Here is a 16969-nt window from a genome sequence, read left to right as displayed (position 1 = left end):
GCTTTAGGGTATTAAATGTAGTTTATTAATCCAATAAATTAGCAATGGAAAGGATTAAGTTTCAACATAGCCAATAAAAACAAATAAACGCGTCACCAGAGTATTTTGGTGATAAAATATTTTTTAAATAATCAAAAATCGAGTTTTTGAGATATTTATTTACATCCGTTTATGGGTTTGAAACGATTTTATCACGTTAAATCATTCATTAGCATGAAAGGAAGTGATCTAATTATTTGTTTTTTAATGTTATTTTAAATTTTCTTAAATGAAGGCGATATTCTATTATTTTTCACTTATTTTTATCCGATAAAGTAGACAAACTAAAATTTGTTATAAAACAATTGGTTAGTGTTTATTGTGTCTTAGAAAGATATTATGGTCTTAATTTGATAGAAAACGGAGCTTGAATGACTGATTTACCCAATAGAGCAGACTTTAGCTAATTTAGAGACAGATTATTTTAATACAAAGCTGAGTCATGTTAGCCTCAACATAAATTCAGATGTGAATGACTTTGTCAAAAAGTAGCCGCCGTCAAATCGGTTACAATGGGGTTTAGCCAGTAAAAAGTGGAAAACCAGTATTGATAATCCGATTTATAGGCAAATAAAGAATACTGGAATAATTGATATCATGAAGTTTGTGAACAATGAAACGGGGTTTTTGTCTGTTTTTAATTCAGTCTCATCCAGAAAAAACAGTTTAGAAGCCGATAATAATGATCTTCTTGCTTATATCTTTGGTAACAGCGCAAACTATGGTGTTCACCGAATAGCATCTGCATCAGACCGAAGTCTTAGTATATTACGTGACGTCAATGATATGTTTATTCGACCATAAACGAAAAATCGCCATTTGGAAGTGTGGATGGGCAAAAGCACACTTGCTGAATCAATACATTCAAAGCGTGTTCTTCAGACAAATACTTCAGACAAATACTTCAGACAAATACTTCAGAAAGGGAAAAGGCGTTTTCGCAATGACTCCTGTATCTAATCATGTCGCATTGGTAACGACAATCATTTCATCTAATGAGTATGAAGGTCATCGTATCTTTAATTTATTTATGTACTTTAGTATAAAGCACAATTATTTTAATTTTAAATATAGTATGAAACGAAAAATGGGCTAATTTATGGAGGTGCTATTTTTGCGGCATGCATAACATGATGACTTAAATATATATCATGTGCAGTGTTATTTGCTTTTTAAGGTACATGTTTTCTACCGTTATCCTACCTTAACTTCAGCGTGCCGAACGCTGGCCCATTCAACATGAATTGGCGTATAAATCTTAGTTGATTTCACATCACTGTGTACCCTCAATTGAGGATCTACGCCTAGCTTCTCAGGTGAATGCATAGCGAATGTCCTTATTTCTTGCTTTTTAAAATACACGGCATAGATAACTAGGATACTGTTTGTGCAAGATGATGAACTGCTGAGCTAATCAAGCGACTTCTTTATTGAGAACCGACAAACAACGTAAGGGTTAGCAGTATTATCTCTACTTTCCTCGATGATCAGTTTTAGCTCTCCGCCTATTGGAATAGCAGAGTGCGTAGTCTCTTTGTTTTTAATTTTTTGTCTATAGATATCTATAGATATATATACCCCAAAAACCCTATTTATTGGCACATTTATTTTAATTTATTATATTTAGTTACATACTATGGATGAAATTAATAATTTACTAATACTATTTTACTCACTAATTGAGTACCATTCGTGAAAATAACGCATGCCCATTTAAAGTAGTAGAAAGGGGTGTATAAAACGCAGTCAATAGCTACGGGTTTACTGAATTTGAGGCGTGAGATGGATATCTAGTACGTACATTAGCATAGTCCAATGTTGAACATGTTGATTACATAGATATAAATGTGACTTTTAAAATTTTAGTATTAGCCCTGAGGAATAATTAAATGAAATCTCTTATGAGCAAAAAAATAGAAAATAAACTAAAACTAGGTGTGTTTGGCTCGTTACTGATGGCTTTTAGCACATTTTCTTATTCCGGTGTTAGCTGTACTCCTTTGGGTGCGTGGTACCCATTACCATTATTATCCATTGATATGAATACAATCCCAGGTACTGTTCCTGAAGGAACAAGATTAGGCTCAGGGTTTTCAGCGTTATCATGGCGATGTAATTTTTCTGGAACTGTAGCAGATAGAACTATCTGGTTTCATAGTCAAACACCCGGCTCAGTTAAAGCTCACCTTCTCTCTAGCGGAGTTAAAGTTTTTCAGTCATCTTATGTGGGGAAAGTTGAAATTACAGCACCGACTACTCCAGCATTAAATGTGGGATATTGGAAGGTAGGCACCGAAAACATATCATTGTGGCATAATTTTACTATAGAACGTGGAAAGGGGCCGTTAAAATCATTTGACACAGGTGATTTCATTCTTGGTTATCACACGGATGGAGTGGGGAATCGTATTGCTGATTATTACACTATCCGCCTTGTTGGCACATTAATTAATTATTGTCCAACACCGATTGTTACGATGAGTGACAAAGTAGTTGATTTTAAAGAGCTGACAACGGATCAATTTGAAAATAATAAAACAATAAAAGAAAATTTTAATTTAACGTTAACTCCAGTTTCAACTTGTGATGCTGCTTTAGAAGTTAGTGTTAAATTTCAAAGCAATAAAGGCGTAGTGAATAATAAATATATCGTTTTTGATAACGGTTTGCAGATGGCGATTACCGATAGAAGTTTGGGGCAAGAAATTAGTTTTGGTCAGGAGTATTATAAAGGTGTTATTACTAAGCAAAAGCCCGGTAATTATCAGTATTCAGCTGAGTTATCTAAAAAAATAATGAGAATATTAAGCAGGGGCCATTTAGCAATACCGTAAATGTTTTATTTACATATAAGTAATAGAAATATAATTCTCAAATGTTGTTGATAAAAATAAAAAACCTAACCTGATTATCAAGTTTTAATCATCATGCTAAATGAAAAACCATCAGGCAAGACCTGATGGTTTAAACTAAATATTGGCACTTAAGCTATTTCTTAATACGCATGATGACAGTTTCACCGACTGTCACGGAGCCTGTCAGTTTGTTGAGCTCTTTGATTTCGTCCATATTAGAAATGACAACTGGCGTTAAAACAGATTTTGCTTTCTCTTCTAACAGTGCTAAATCAAACTCAATGATTAAATCACCTTTTTTCACCGTTTGGCCTTCTTCAGCGATGCGTTTAAAGCCTTCACCTTTAAGCTCAACGGTATCAATACCGAAGTGAACAAATAGTTCTATACCATCATCTGACTCAATAGAAAACGCATGGTTAGTTTCAAAAATCTTACCAATTGTGCCGTCTACAGGGGCAACGATTTTGTTACCTGCGGGTTTAATCGCAATACCATCACCCACAATTTTTTCTGCGAACACAACGTCTGGAACATCTTCAATATTGACAATTTCACCGGATAAAGGTGCGATAATTTCAATACTGCCACTGCTACTTTTGTCTTCCGAAACGAGTGATTTCAGTTTGTCAAACAGACCCATGGACCTTCTCCTAATCGTTTTATATGGGACCGAACTAATGTGCTGTTCCTAGCATAACGTTTTTTCTTGGATAAAGGTATCTACAAGTTTCATCAATTCATCCGCTGTTGGTTGAGCAAGTGCTTGTTCAGCCAACGCTTGAGTATCAGCAAAGCTCGCATTGCGAATTAACTTTTTGATACGTGGAATTGAAATTGCGCTCATACTAAATTCATCCAGCCCCATGCCAAGTAGCAATAAGGTTGCACGCTCATCTCCTGCTAACTCCCCACACATCCCAGTCCATTTACCTTCAGCGTGTGATGCATCGATCACTTGCTTAATTAAGTTCAGGACAGCAGGTGACATCGGGTTGTAAAGATGAGAAATCAGTTCATTACCACGGTCGACCGCTAAAGTGTATTGAGTGAGATCGTTCGTCCCAATACTAAAGAAATCAACTTCTTTTGCCAAGTGGCGAGCAATCACAGCAGCGGCTGGTGTTTCAACCATCACACCGACTTCAATTGACTCGTCAAAAGCCTTACCTTCCTCACGTAACTGAGCTTTTAGCATTTCTAGCTCTGCTTTTAGTTCACGAACTTCTTCAACGGAAATGACCATTGGGAACATAATACGCAGTTTACCAAATTTAGAGGCTCTTAAAATAGCTCTTAACTGTGAGTGTAAGATTTCTTTGCGATCAAGACAAATACGAATTGCACGCCAGCCGAGGAATGGGTTTTCTTCTTTCGGTAAATTCATATATGGCAGGTCTTTATCACCACCTATATCCATTGTGCGGACAATAACGGCTTGGCTGCCCATTGCTTCTGCAACTGCTTTATAAGCTTGGAATTGCTCTTCTTCAGTAGGAAGAGAGTCTCTATCCATAAATAAAAATTCAGTGCGGTAAAGGCCAACGCCTTCTGCGCCATTGCGTTCAGCACCAGCGACATCTCGTACGGTACCAATGTTGGCACAAACTTCAACTTGATGACCATCAAGGGTGATAGCAGGCAAATCTTTTAATTTTGCGAGCTCTTCTTTTTCTTGTAGGTATTCATCACGGAAGGCTTTGAGTTTGTCGATTTCGGCTTCAGATGGGTTCAGGTGGATAGTGTTGTTAACACCATCTAATACAATGAAATCGCCATTTTTAATTTTGCGGGTGGCATCACTAGTTCCGACAATGGCTGGTAACTCAAGGGAACGTGCCATAATCGAGGTATGTGATGTACGGCCACCTAAATCAGTAATAAACCCTAATACTTTATCTAAATTCAGCTGTGCGGTTTCTGAAGGGGTTAAATCAGCCGCCACTAAAATAACTTCTTCGCTGATTGCACTTAAATCAACGATAGGAATATTTAAGATGTTTTTTAATAAACGCTTACCGATATCACGTACGTCAGCGGCACGCTCTTTAAGGTATTCATCATCAAGAGATTCAAGGGCTTGAGCTTGATCTTCAATAACAGAATACGCAGCTGCATCAGCTGTTTTTTTGTCGCCTTTGATTAAAGTGACAATTTCTTGCTCCAGCTCTTCATCTTCCAGCAGCATTATATGACCTTCAAAAATCTCAGCTTTTTCAGCTCCAAGATTTTTTTCGGCTTTTTCTTTAATCAAATTGAGTTGTTCGGCTGACTTGTTTCGTCCCTCAATAAAGCGAGTGATTTCTTTATCAACCTGATCGTCAGCGATTTTTTTTGTGCTAACAACGATAGGATCTTCTTTGAGGATTAAAGCTTGACCAAAAGCAAAACCCGGGGATACTAAAATTCCTGAAATCATAATATTACCTTACTGCTGCTAGTGCTGGGAGTTCTGATGTTGCAGAGACGACAATGAATATAGCCGATTATACAAATGTCCCCGAATGACATCACTCAGGGACATTGAATGAAATCAGTAAATGCTATTTTCGTGCGAAATTATTCTAATTCGCCCATCAGTTTAACTAAATGCTCAACGGCTTCTTTTTCGTCTTCGCCTTCAGCAGAAATTGTTACTACTGTGCCTTGTGTTAGGCCTAAGGTTTGTAATTTAAACAAACTTTTTGCGCTAGCGGATTTGCCGCCAGAGATTAAAGAAATATCAGAAGAGAATGCTTTTGCTTCTTTTACAAATTGAGCTGCAGGACGAGTATGTAGACCATTTGGTGCCGTAATAGTAACTTCTTGCTGAAACATAGTATTTCCTCAATAACTTTCGTTTTTTTAATTACCCAGCCAATTGTAGATGAAATAGACTAGGTTTGCGTATAAGTTAGATTATTAACTTGAAAAAAGGTTTCCTACTTTGTGCGGTATCAACCCTTTTTCTATTTTTCTTGCGATCTCGCCACTTTTTTCTCATTGGCAAATTATTTTACTCGCCCTAGAGGTTGGCTAAAAAGTGATTAATTTCGAGGTGCAAAATAATTACTATGTTTAATACTAAACCCCGAATTATAAATCATCTCCATCCGTGCTAAACTTTGATCCATGCCACAAAAAAAGCACCATTTAGGTGCTTTTTTAACGATATTGTAACGAAGTTATGTTACTCAGCGGAGATGTCAGCAAATAGGGCTGTAGACAAATAACGCTCACCTGAAGAAGGTAAAATAACGACGATATTTTTACCTTTATAGGCAGGGTCTGCGGCAATTTGAGTGGCAGCAGCAATAGCCGCGCCTGATGAAATACCCGCCAGAATGCCTTCTTTTTCCATTAGTTCACGAGCAGTTTTGATGGCTTCGTCATCGCTGATTTGAATGACTTTATCGAGTAATTTTAAATCTAAGTTACCCGGAATAAACCCAGCTCCGATCCCTTGGATCTTATGTGGTCCTGGTTTAATTTCTTCACCTGCTAAGGCTTGTGTGATAACGGGTGAGGTTTCTGGCTCAATAGCTACGATAGTCACATCTTTGCCTTTGGTGTTTTTCAGGTACTTTGCAATCCCTGTAATTGTCCCACCTGTACCGACACCAGCAACCACAACGTCGACATTGCCGTCAGTATCTTCCCAAATTTCAGGCCCTGTGGTTTTTTCATGAATTTCAGGGTTTGCTGGATTATTAAACTGTTGAAGTAATAGGTATTTCTTAGGGTTGCTATTCACTATTTCTTCAGCTTTAGCTATCGCACCTTTCATACCTTTTGCCCCCTCGGTTAAAACGAGGTTGGCGCCCAGTGCTTTGAGCAGTTTACGACGTTCAATACTCATCGTTTCAGGCATGGTTAAGGTCAACTTATAACCTCTTGCCGCAGCGACATAGGCTAAAGCGATCCCTGTATTACCACTGGTTGGCTCAACTAATTCTTTGTCTTTGTTTAGGATACCTTTTTTCTCTGCGTCCCAAATCATGTTCGCACCAATACGGCACTTAACACTGAAGCTTGGGTTGCGAGATTCCACTTTTGCTAAAATATTGCCATTACCAAAATGCTTTAATCGGACAAGTGGGGTGTGGCCAATGGTCAACGAGTTATCATCATAAATTTTGCTCATGGGATATCCTTAAAAATCGGTTAGCCAGTAATGTAATCGGTATTAATTAAAAATAATGAGATGGATTCAACATACGTTAAGAACAGATTAATGCAAATATGATTTGAGAATAAGCTTATAACGAAATGTTATTTTAGAACTAATAATTCTAAAGAATGATTATAGTGTAACAAAAATAAGTCAATGAAAGAGCGCAGGCGGTAAACCTGCGCACTGATTAATAGACAATGATTAATAGATTAGTAGCGTGCGTAACGCTCACGATACCGGTCAACCCACATCAATGTTGCACCACAAACTGCAACAGGCATGATCACTAAGTTGACAAAAGGGACCATCATTAACAGGCTGATAACGCCACCAAATTGAACGTTTCTCATCCGTTCTTTGGCAAGTGCTTGCTTCATTTCGCCGAAGCCAACACGGTGGTTATCAAACGGGTAATCGCAATATTGGATTGACATCATCCAAGCACCAAATAAAAACCACAGTACGGGGGCGACGGTTTGGCCAATACCGGGTATGAAAAATAAGATCAGTAACCCAATAGCGCGAGGTAAGTAGTAACCGATTCGGACAAACTCGCGTTTTATCATGCGAGGAACATCTTTTAATAACTCCGCGACGCCAGTATCTGGCGACGGTTTACCTGTTAGCTCCGCTTCGAGTTTTTCTGATAGCCAGCCGTTAAAAGGTGCCGCGATAATATTGGCTATCGTACTAAAAAAATAAGTAAACACGAGCAGTATTGAGATAACAGCGATTGGCCAAATAACATAATCGAGCCATTGTAGCCAGTCAGGAATGTAACCCATTACTTGGTCAATCCAGCCACCAAGCTTGGTATATAACCACCAAAATGCGCCGCCTAAGAATAAAATATTGGCTAATAGGGGCAAAATAACAAAACGTTTGATACCGGGACGAGTGATTAATCTCCAGCCTTGTGTAAAATAATAAAAACCAGAATGGTCTTTTTGTGTCGAAAATGTCGATTGGGTCATACTTCTTGTTCTCTCCTTTTCGGTTGACCATGTATCATATAGATATGAAATTAGGCTGACTAGCCATTATTCGCTTAAAAAAGCAGCAAATGAAAGCGGAATATTCTCTTTCTTGTAAGAAAATCGTTCTGGGGGTTGCACTTAGAGCAATTGAGAAATAATCTTAAGGTAGTTTCCGCCGTGTTGGCATTATCATTCATCAACTAGAGATAGCAGCGATGCAGGATTTGCGTCTGATATTAGTGGTCGTAGGTGCGATAGCGATTGTCGCTTTATTACTGCATGGTTTATGGACCAGCCGTAAAGAGCGCTCAAAGTTATTTCGCGACAGACCCGTAAAACGTAGAAAGAACGATATGCAAGAGAACTCATCAGAATATGATGATTCTGCATTATTTACTGAAAATCAACCTACTCAGCAGGCGCCTGTTCATCCGGCTGCAACTGAGCCTGTATATCCGGTAAAAAATGAGTCTCCAGTTGAACCTAATATACAGCCACAGGTGTCGGTTGAACCTGACATTATTATGAATAGGGAGCCAGAGGCTAAACCGCCAGTTCATAATGAACCTACGCCGCATCAACGTACTGAACCTGTTCATGTACCTGAGCAACTCACCATTAACATGAGTGAGGAAGTGGCAATAGAGCCTGAAATTCGTACTCAGCCGGTTACGGGTATTGCCGCTGAACCACATATTGATTCAACTAAATTAAGAGAAGAGCCTCAGCCGAGCACCTATGAACAAGAGACGCAGCATATTGAGAAGAAAGCTGAGCCGCAGGAAGCTCCTGCTACAACAAGTAGCAAGGAGACAGTTCTGGTACTTCACGTAGCCGCTCATCAAGGACAAGAACTGCAAGGTGAGTTATTACTGCAAAGTATTTTACAAGCTGGTTTCCAATTCGGGGAAATGAAAATATTCCACCGTCATGTAAATCCGTCGGGTACGGGACCAGTGCTGTTTAGCCTGGCTAACATGGTGAAACCGGGCTCATTTGACCCTGAGACAATGGCTGACTTTAGTACGCCAGGGGTTTCCATGTTTATGATGGTACCGTCTTATGGTGATGCAGGGCAAAATTTCAAACTGATGTTACAAGCCGCTCAACGTATCGCATCAGATGCGGGAGGCGTCGTTCTTGATGACGAACGCAAAATGCTGACACCTCAAAAAATAGAGGTGTATCATGCTCGAATTAGAAACACATTAAGTTAAATAAACATTAAACAAAACCCCCATTAATTGGGGGTTTTTTATCTGTATGAGTGGATCATGACAACCAAACAAGAAATAGACGAATTAAAAAAACAGTTACGTCATCATGAATATCAATACCATGTATTAGATGCGCCTGAAATTCCAGACGTTGAATATGACAAGCTAATGCAACGTCTAAAAGAGATTGAGGCGCTGCATCCTGAACTTGTTACGAGTGATTCACCAACTCAACGTGTTGGTGCCGCACCATTAGCGGCGTTTGATACCGTACGCCATGAAATACCTATGTTATCGTTAGATAATGTTTTTGACGAAGAGAGTTACCTTGCGTTTGATAAGCGGGTAAGAGATCGTTTGAAAAACCATCAAGAGCTGACTTTCTGTTGTGAGCTTAAACTTGATGGACTCGCGGTAAGTTTGTTGTATGAAAACGGTGAGTTAGTACAAGCTGCGACTCGTGGTGATGGGACAGTCGGTGAAAATATTACCGCGAATGTTCGAACCATACGCGCTATCCCATTGCGTTTAACCGGCAGTAATATTCCAGATCGTGTTGAGATCCGCGGCGAAGTTTTCATGCCCCAAAAAGGGTTTGAAGCGCTGAATGAGCAAGCACGTAAAACAGATGGCAAAGTCTTTGCGAACCCACGTAATGCGGCTGCGGGTTCTCTGCGTCAATTAGACCCACGTATTACCGCCAAAAGGCCACTCACTTTTTATTGTTATGGTGTTGGGTTAGTGGAAGGTGGCACGTTACCAGATACACATTATGACCGTTTGATGCAATTCAAAGCATGGGGGTTACCAGTTAGTGATTATGTTCAATTACGAGTTGGTCATCAGGCCGTATTAGATTTTTACCATGAAATTGAGCAAGTTCGCCCTGATCTTGGCTTTGATATCGATGGGGTAGTCATTAAAGTTAACTCAATTGCGATTCAAGAAGAGTTAGGTTTTGTTTCTCGAGCACCTCGTTGGGCGACTGCGTTTAAATTTCCAGCTCAAGAGCAAGTTACACTATTAAAAGATGTGGAATTTCAAGTTGGGCGTACCGGTGCTATCACGCCAGTGGCGCGTTTAGAGCCTGTGCAAGTTGCGGGTGTGGTAGTCAGCAATGCGACGCTGCACAATGCAGATGAAATTGAACGTCTTGGTGTGCATATCGGTGATACGGTCATTATTCGTCGAGCAGGGGATGTTATTCCACAAATCGTCAGTGTTGTCGTTGATAAGCGCCCCGCGAATAGCCGTGAAATTGTTTTCCCAACTCATTGCCCTGTATGCGGCTCTGATATCGAACGAGTCGAAGGTGAAGCGGTAGCGCGCTGTACAGGTGGGCTGATTTGTGGGGCACAACGTAAAGAAGCGCTGAAGCATTTTGTCTCACGCCGAGCAATGGATGTCGATGGCATGGGCGATAAAATTATCGACCAGTTAGTTGAAAAAGAGTATGTCAAAACTCCAGCAGATTTGTACCAATTAAGTGCAGGCATTTTAACTGGCCTCGATAGAATGGGGCCGAAGTCGGCACAGAATCTGGTTGATGCACTCAATAAGTCTAAACAAACGACGTTGGCTCGCTTTATTTACGCTCTTGGAATTCGAGAGGTTGGTGAAGCCACAGCGGCAAATTTAGCGGCGCATTACACCACACTTGAAGCCGTGATGGCAGCAGATGAAGAGTCACTAAAAACGGTTCAAGATATTGGTCATGTGGTTGCGAAACATGTGGTTAATTTCTTTCATGAGGCCCATAACCAAGCAGTGATTGATGATTTAATCAATAAGGCAAACATTCATTGGCCAGAAGTAAAAGTCGTGAATAGTGCAGAAATCGACAGCCCATTTGCAGGTAAAACGGTGGTGCTAACAGGGTCAATGAGCGTATTGACGCGTGATGAAGCCAAAGACAAGTTAGTGGCTTTGGGCGCGAAAGTCTCAGGAAGCGTCTCGAAGAAAACAGATTTGGTTATTGCAGGGGAGGCCGCAGGTTCTAAATTAGTGAAAGCAAATGAACTTGGCATACGTGTTATCGATGAAAATGAATTGATTCGTTTGCTGAATATCCAATAGTGAACTATATTCAATTTGGCTTAGTTGCCTACAATCTCTGTAGGCAACAATTTTATACGCAGGTTGTTGTAAGTCTTAACTTAAATTCTCAGTAAAATTTCTGTGCAAAAAAAGCGAATGGTAGGAATTGTTATCGTTGAAACGTGATCGCCTTCTTCTTTTTGCAAAATACACCTAGTAAGCTTTCATATTAATGTGACGTCCGTCTCATTTAAATGTTACCTATTACATAGAATATGCACCATAGACTGATTCTTAAATTTGTTGGAGTCGCATATGACCTCGATCCTGCATTTCGTTTTATCTTTAGTTGTAATCGCAGCTCTTGCCATTTTAGCTAGTAGTAACCGTAGAGGGATCCGTCCTCGCTATGTTGTTCAACTGCTCGTTATTCAAATTGCATTAGCGTATTTGTTCTTGAAATCGAATATTGGCGAATCTTTTGTTCTTGGTGTGGCAGGGGTATTTACCCACTTGCTAGGCTATGCAGCAGAAGGAACCAAATTTATTTTTGGTGGTATGATTGAAGGAAACTTAGCGTTCTTCTTCTTACAAGTGTTATGCCCAATCATCTTTATTTCTGCGTTGATCGGGATCTTACAGCACATCAAAATTCTTCCTATCGTGATCCGTATTATCGGTACCGTATTATCGAAAGTGAACGGTATGGGTAAGTTGGAATCTTTTAACGCAGTCAGTTCATTGTTATTGGGTCAGTCAGAAAACTTTATCGCATATAAAGACCAATTGAACCGGATGTCAGACCGCAGAATGTACACCATGGCAGCAACAGCCATGTCAACGGTATCTATGTCTATCGTTGGGGCATATATGACCATGTTAGAGCCACGTTTCGTGGTCGCTGCATTGGTTCTGAATATGTTTGGTACTTTCGTCGTACTGTCACTGATTAACCCTTACCCACCGGAAGGTGAAGAAGATATTCAAATGAGCAACCTGCACGAAGGGCAAAGCTTCTTTGAAATGTTAGGTGAATATATTCTTGCAGGGTTTAAAGTAGCGATTATTGTTTCAGCGATGTTGATTGGTTTTATTGCTCTTATTGCGATGATTAACGGTATTTTCTCAGCTGTATTCGGTATCGACTTCCAAACTATGTTAGGTTACGTGTTCTATCCGTTTGCATGGATGCTCGGTATTCCTGCTGATGAAGCCTTACAGGTTGGCGGAATTATGGCAGTGAAAATGGTCACGAATGAATTCGTTGCGATGGATGGTTTACAAGCGATTGCTGGTGGGTTATCTGAGCGTTCTGTTGGTATCTTATCGGTATTCTTAGTGTCTTTCGCTAACTTCTCATCCATTGGTATTATTGCGGGTGCAATTAAAGGCTTAGATGAGAAACAAGGTAATACTGTGGCTCGCTTCGGTTTAAAATTACTGTACGGTTCAACCTTAGTTAGCTTCTTATCTGCAGCGGTTGTTGGGTTAGTTTTGTAATCCATTAAAACATGCTAGATTACGAAACGGCGTTCAAATGAGCGCCGTTTTTTTATGCTTTGATACGAAAGAGAAATCACAATGGAAAAACAAGACCTCATTGATATGGCCAATACGTATATGCCATTTGGTAAATATAAAGGGTGCGTATTAATTGATTTACCCGAAGAATATTTATTATGGTTCTATAAGAAAGGAGAGTTCCCTGCTGGACGTTTAGGGCAATTAATGGAGATGACCCTAGGACTAAAAATAGAAGGCTTAGAAGGGCTGGTAAAACCTTTAAAACGGGGTTAATCGTGGCCTAGTGCGTGAGTAATTTTCTGACTTAAAGTAATAAATAGTTTCTGTTCTTGGGGGGTTAATGCTGCTTTGACCTTAGCTGCATTTTCAGCACGCCCTGTAGCTGCACGCTGCAAAAAATGATGCCCTTTGTCGGTTAAACGGGTGATCAGCTCCCGTCTATCTTCTTCAGATTGATATTGCTCGACAAATTCATAAGATTTCAGAACTCGAAGAAACTTCGATAAATTTTGGCGAGAGAGCCCAAGTGATTGGCTTAACTGGCTTGGTGTTAAATCCCCTTTTAATCTCAATATCTCTAGCACATCATATTGACCCCAAGTTATTTGCTCAGGGGTAAAGCTAACTCTGCGTGCAACTAGCGTACATTGCAGCAGGGAAAGTGCATCTTCAAGAGAATTTGGCATTATGAAAACTCCGTAACATTCAATCTATTGAGTATATATTGATTTTAATAATAAGACGACTAGTTGATTAACTTTAGTTAATTAATTATAGTTAACTAAAGTTAATCATAATTGAGGTGAGTTATGGGTAAGTTTAATCAGCGAGTGGCATTGGTTACAGGGGCATCGACGGGTGTCGGTTTTACTATTGCACAAAAGCTGTATTCACTTGGTGCGATAACGGTAATTACGGGGCGTAATGAGGTAGCTTTACAGCAAGCCGCTAAAGAGATAGACCCAACAGGACAGCGTGTCTATGCCATAAAAATGGATGTCGCAAATGCACAAGACTTTAAAACAACAGTCGAAAAAATTGAGCAGCAATACGGTGTTCTACATTATTTAGTGAATAATGCAGGGATAACTGGCCCTCATGGTGTCAATATTGAGGATTATCCTTTAGAGGCTTGGCATGAGGTGATTGAAACCGATATAACAGGGACATTTCATGGTATGAAGTACAGTATTCCTGCGATTTTGCGTAGTGGTGGGGGAGCTATCGTCAATTTATCAGCTTGCAATGGGGTAACAGGGATAGCGGGTATAGCACCATACACGGCAGCAAAGCATGCAGTATTGGGGTTAACACGTTCCGCAGCCTTAGAGAACGCTCAAAAAGGTATCCGTATCAATGCTGTTGGCCCTGGCTATGTAGAAACTCCGAATATCAGTGTATTACCCCAGGAAACGCAGCAATGGATGGCCTCTACTCACCCAATGGGCAGAATGGCGACTCGGCAAGAAATTGCTAATGTGGTGGCCTTTTTGTTATCAGAAGAGAGTAGCTTTATAACCGGTGCATTTATTCCTATTGATGGTGGTTATACCGCGCAGTAATTCATAATCTAAAAGATATTATTGATTTAAAATGGAAGGGGTGAATAGCGACTTTTAGTCTTTAAGTGATTGGTGGAGCTAAGCGGGATCGAACCGCTGACCTCTTGCATGCCATGCAAGCGCTCTCCCAGCTGAGCTATAGCCCCAATCGAAATGTTTTGTATTTTGCCACCTAACAGGGTATTAGGTGGTGGAGCTAAGCGGGATCGAACCGCTGACCTCTTGCATGCCATGCAAGCGCTCTCCCAGCTGAGCTATAGCCCCAAACAAAATCTTTTGGACGGGATGCATCATATTCAAGCTAAGTTAGAGTGTCAATAAAATAATCGGGTTTTAGGTTTAATTGCTGAAATATAGAACATTTTGCAGTCAGCTGAGTGGGGAAGGGAGATTGAGGCAGAGAATTGGCCCCCAATAAATTGGAGGCCAATAATTAAAATTATTGAGCAGAAGCTTCACGTTCAGCAATAAACGCTAAGGCTTTTTCAATACGAGCGATAGAACGAGCTTGGCCGATAGCGTGAACAGTGACATCTAGGCCTGGAGATTGGCCAGCACCTGTCACAGCGACACGTAAAGGCATACCCACTTTACCCATGCCCACTTCTAACTCAGCTGCTGTCGCTTCGATAGCTTGGTGAACATTTTCAGCCGTCCAATCAGTGATCGCAGCTAACTTAACTTTTACCACTTCTAATGGCTGGCGAGCGACTGGGCGCAAATGTTTCTTAGCAGCATCTGCATCAAACTCGTCAAAATCTTGGTAGAAATAGTGGCAAGATTCGGCCATTTCTTTCAATGTTTTGCAACGTTCACCCAGTAATTTGATTAGATCAACTAATTGAGGCCCTGTGCTGGTATCAATATTCTGTTGTTCAATATGCCATGCAAGATAGGTTGCAACTTCTTCTGCTGGTAATGTATTGATATAATGATGGTTTAACCATTGTAGTTTTTCAGTGTTAAACGCGCTTGCTGATTTACTGATAGCATCAAGGCTGAAATATTCTTTCATTTCATTAACAGTGAAAATCTCTTGGTCGCCATGAGACCAACCTAAACGCACTAAATAGTTAAGAAGTGCTTGCGGCAAGTAACCATCATCACGATATTGCATAACGCTAACAGCACCATGGCGTTTTGACAGTTTTTTACCATCATCACCTAGGATCATCGAAACGTGAGCATACACAGGCACTGGTGCCCCTAATGCTTTTAGAATGTTGATTTGGCGAGGCGTGTTGTTGATATGGTCTTCACCACGGATAACGTGGGTAATTTCCATATCCCAGTCATCAATAACCACACAGAAGTTGTAAGTTGGTGAACCATCAGTACGACGAATAATTAAATCGTCCAGCTCTTGGTTACTAAATTCAATTGGCCCACGAATTTTGTCGTCAAAAATAACGGAACCTTCTTGTGGGTTACGGAAACGAACAACGTGTGGCTCATCAGGTGTATGGTTGTGGGCATGGTCACGGCAGCAGCCATCATAACGAGGCTTTTCGTTATTTGCCATTTGCTCTTCACGCAAAGCTTCTAAGCGCTCTTTCGAACAATAACAACGATAAGCGGTACCTGCATCTAACATTTGGTCAATGACATCATTATAACGGTCAAAGCGTTTAGTCTGATAGTACGGGCCTTCATCCCAATTTAAATTCAACCAGTTCATACCGTCCATAATGGCATCGATAGCTTCCTGAGTTGAGCGTTCTAAGTCAGTATCTTCAATACGCAGGACAAATTCGCCCTGATTGTGGCGACTAAATAACCAGGAATACAGAGCGGTACGTGCACCACCAACGTGTAAATAGCCAGTTGGGCTTGGCGCAAAACGGGTTTTGATTTTACTCATCGAGATTGCCTTAATTGCAAAACATGTTTTTGAAGCGCTTATCTGTTTACTGTTTAGAAGACTAAAAACAGGCACAATTGACTTGATGGCGAGTTTGATGTTCTAAGCAGTGAAATGTCTAAGCATTGCTAAAATGTATATCTATTCTATCATCCTACAATGATTCCTCAATCAAGTTATCAGAATAGAAGGCAAGAAATTAGTTTGTTTCGCCAAATTTGACATAAATAAATACGCTTTAAAAATAGTTTATGTTTTTTTCTTAAAAGAATAACGAGAAAATGATAGGTAATTGATTAAAAAGGCGGCTTTTCTGGCGAATATTGAAACATCTTGATTATTTTTGCAACGAACGAAAAAAATCTATTGAAAAAGCGTTGACTCAGAACTCAGTATCCCTATAATGCACCTCCATCGACGACGGGGCGATTAGCTCAGTTGGTAGAGCACCTCCCTTACAAGGAGGGGGTCAGTGGTTCGAGCCCGCTATCGCCCACCACCGTTGACGATGAATGATAAATAATTGGGCGATTAGCTCAGTTGGTAGAGCACCTCCCTTACAAGGAGGGGGTCAGTGGTTCGAGCCCGCTATCGCCCACCAATTATTTATTACAATGTGGTAGTATAAGTCATGAAGTGGGCGATTAGCTCAGTTGGTAGAGCACCTCCCTTACAAGGAGGGGGTCAGTGGTTCGAGCCCGCTATCGCCCACCACTTCATTCATTACTCGCATTAAAACACAAA

The 16969-nt window shown here is 40.3% G+C and carries 15 protein-coding genes and 5 tRNA genes; 11 read left to right on the top strand and 9 right to left on the bottom strand.

Annotated elements, in window-relative coordinates; all coding sequences use genetic code 11:
- The first annotated feature begins 636 nt into the window (after window positions 1-636).
- From PSF67_RS06220 to PSF67_RS06210, 3 genes are all read left to right on the top strand, one after another.
- The gene (locus PSF67_RS06220; protein ID WP_114365397.1) at window positions 637-843 is read left to right on the top strand and encodes a Tn3 family transposase; all 207 of its coding nucleotides are present in this window, start codon (window positions 637-639) and stop codon (window positions 841-843) included.
- Window positions 821-1135, top strand: coding sequence for a Tn3 family transposase (locus PSF67_RS22080; RefSeq protein ID WP_272676660.1), 315 nt, complete (start codon window positions 821-823; stop codon window positions 1133-1135). Before PSF67_RS06220 ends, PSF67_RS22080 begins: the two co-directional genes overlap by 23 nt.
- A gap of 793 nt (window positions 1136-1928) precedes the next feature.
- Entirely contained in the window at window positions 1929-2873 is a 945-nt protein-coding gene (locus tag PSF67_RS06210) for a hypothetical protein (protein WP_272676647.1), read from the top strand.
- Between the two features lie 154 nt (window positions 2874-3027).
- Here the strand turns inward: PSF67_RS06210 and crr are convergent, their stop codons facing one another.
- The 5 genes from crr to cysZ all read right to left on the bottom strand — a co-directional run bounded on the left by crr (window position 3028) and on the right by cysZ (window position 8021).
- Window positions 3028-3537 carry a PTS glucose transporter subunit IIA gene (gene crr, locus PSF67_RS06205; protein WP_004264878.1) on the bottom strand — a complete coding sequence of 170 codons (510 nt, stop codon included), beginning with the start codon at window positions 3535-3537 and terminating at the stop codon, window positions 3028-3030.
- A gap of 48 nt (window positions 3538-3585) precedes the next feature.
- On the bottom strand, window positions 3586-5313 hold the full coding sequence (gene ptsI, locus PSF67_RS06200) for a phosphoenolpyruvate-protein phosphotransferase PtsI (RefSeq protein ID WP_272676646.1): 1728 nt from the start codon (window positions 5311-5313) through the stop codon (window positions 3586-3588).
- Between the two features lie 140 nt (window positions 5314-5453).
- Window positions 5454-5711, bottom strand: coding sequence for a phosphocarrier protein Hpr (ptsH, locus tag PSF67_RS06195; RefSeq protein ID WP_004264876.1), 258 nt, complete (start codon window positions 5709-5711; stop codon window positions 5454-5456).
- A 352-nt stretch (window positions 5712-6063) separates the two neighbouring features.
- Complete coding sequence (gene cysK / locus PSF67_RS06190) at window positions 6064-7017, bottom strand: cysteine synthase A (protein WP_272676645.1); 954 nt, start codon at window positions 7015-7017, stop codon at window positions 6064-6066.
- A 239-nt stretch (window positions 7018-7256) separates the two neighbouring features.
- A complete protein-coding gene (gene cysZ / locus PSF67_RS06185; RefSeq protein WP_102137572.1) occupies window positions 7257-8021 on the bottom strand; it encodes a sulfate transporter CysZ in 765 nt (254 codons plus the stop codon).
- 218 nt (window positions 8022-8239) lie between these two features.
- Here cysZ and zipA point away from each other — a divergent pair, with 218 nt between their 5' ends.
- The 4 genes from zipA (at window position 8240) to PSF67_RS06165 (ending at window position 13075) form a co-directional block, all read left to right on the top strand.
- A complete protein-coding gene (gene zipA / locus PSF67_RS06180) occupies window positions 8240-9241 on the top strand; it encodes a cell division protein ZipA (RefSeq protein ID WP_102137573.1) in 1002 nt (333 codons plus the stop codon).
- A gap of 57 nt (window positions 9242-9298) precedes the next feature.
- Entirely contained in the window at window positions 9299-11317 is a 2019-nt protein-coding gene (ligA, locus tag PSF67_RS06175; RefSeq protein ID WP_272676644.1) for an NAD-dependent DNA ligase LigA, read from the top strand.
- A gap of 276 nt (window positions 11318-11593) precedes the next feature.
- Window positions 11594-12778, top strand: a complete 1185-nt coding sequence (locus PSF67_RS06170) for a NupC/NupG family nucleoside CNT transporter (RefSeq protein WP_102137575.1) — start codon at window positions 11594-11596, stop codon at window positions 12776-12778.
- Between the two features lie 81 nt (window positions 12779-12859).
- Window positions 12860-13075: a DUF3820 family protein gene (locus tag PSF67_RS06165; protein WP_004912576.1), complete on the top strand. Its 216-nt coding sequence runs from the start codon at window positions 12860-12862 to the stop codon at window positions 13073-13075.
- Here the strand turns inward: PSF67_RS06165 and PSF67_RS06160 are convergent.
- A complete protein-coding gene (locus PSF67_RS06160) occupies window positions 13072-13488 on the bottom strand; it encodes a MarR family winged helix-turn-helix transcriptional regulator (protein ID WP_036959045.1) in 417 nt (138 codons plus the stop codon). The genes PSF67_RS06165 and PSF67_RS06160 overlap by 4 nt on opposite strands.
- A 123-nt stretch (window positions 13489-13611) precedes the next feature.
- On the opposite strand from PSF67_RS06160, the gene PSF67_RS06155 reads away from it, so the two are divergent.
- On the top strand, window positions 13612-14364 hold the full coding sequence (locus PSF67_RS06155; protein ID WP_102137577.1) for an SDR family NAD(P)-dependent oxidoreductase: 753 nt from the start codon (window positions 13612-13614) through the stop codon (window positions 14362-14364).
- A gap of 70 nt (window positions 14365-14434) precedes the next feature.
- Here the strand turns inward: PSF67_RS06155 and PSF67_RS06150 are convergent.
- The 3 genes from PSF67_RS06150 to gltX all read right to left on the bottom strand — a co-directional run bounded on the left by PSF67_RS06150 (window position 14435) and on the right by gltX (window position 16225).
- Window positions 14435-14510 (bottom strand) — tRNA-Ala (locus tag PSF67_RS06150).
- 42 nt (window positions 14511-14552) lie between these two features.
- Window positions 14553-14628, bottom strand: a tRNA-Ala gene (locus PSF67_RS06145).
- Between the two features lie 175 nt (window positions 14629-14803).
- Window positions 14804-16225, bottom strand: coding sequence for a glutamate--tRNA ligase (gene gltX, locus PSF67_RS06140; RefSeq protein WP_272676643.1), 1422 nt, complete (start codon window positions 16223-16225; stop codon window positions 14804-14806).
- A gap of 423 nt (window positions 16226-16648) precedes the next feature.
- On the opposite strand from gltX, the gene PSF67_RS06135 reads away from it, so the two are divergent.
- The 3 genes from PSF67_RS06135 to PSF67_RS06125 all read left to right on the top strand — a co-directional run bounded on the left by PSF67_RS06135 (window position 16649) and on the right by PSF67_RS06125 (window position 16939).
- Window positions 16649-16724: transfer RNA gene (locus PSF67_RS06135), tRNA-Val, on the top strand.
- A 26-nt stretch (window positions 16725-16750) separates the two neighbouring features.
- Window positions 16751-16826: transfer RNA gene (locus tag PSF67_RS06130), tRNA-Val, on the top strand.
- Between the two features lie 37 nt (window positions 16827-16863).
- Window positions 16864-16939 (top strand) — tRNA-Val (locus tag PSF67_RS06125).
- Window positions 16940-16969 lie beyond the last annotated feature (30 nt).

The organism is Providencia sp. PROV076 (assembly GCF_028483405.1).
Classification (GTDB): Bacteria; Pseudomonadota; Gammaproteobacteria; order Enterobacterales; family Enterobacteriaceae; genus Providencia; species Providencia huaxiensis.
Note: the sequence above shows the minus strand (reverse complement) of the source record. Positions and strands in the feature narration are given on the sequence as shown.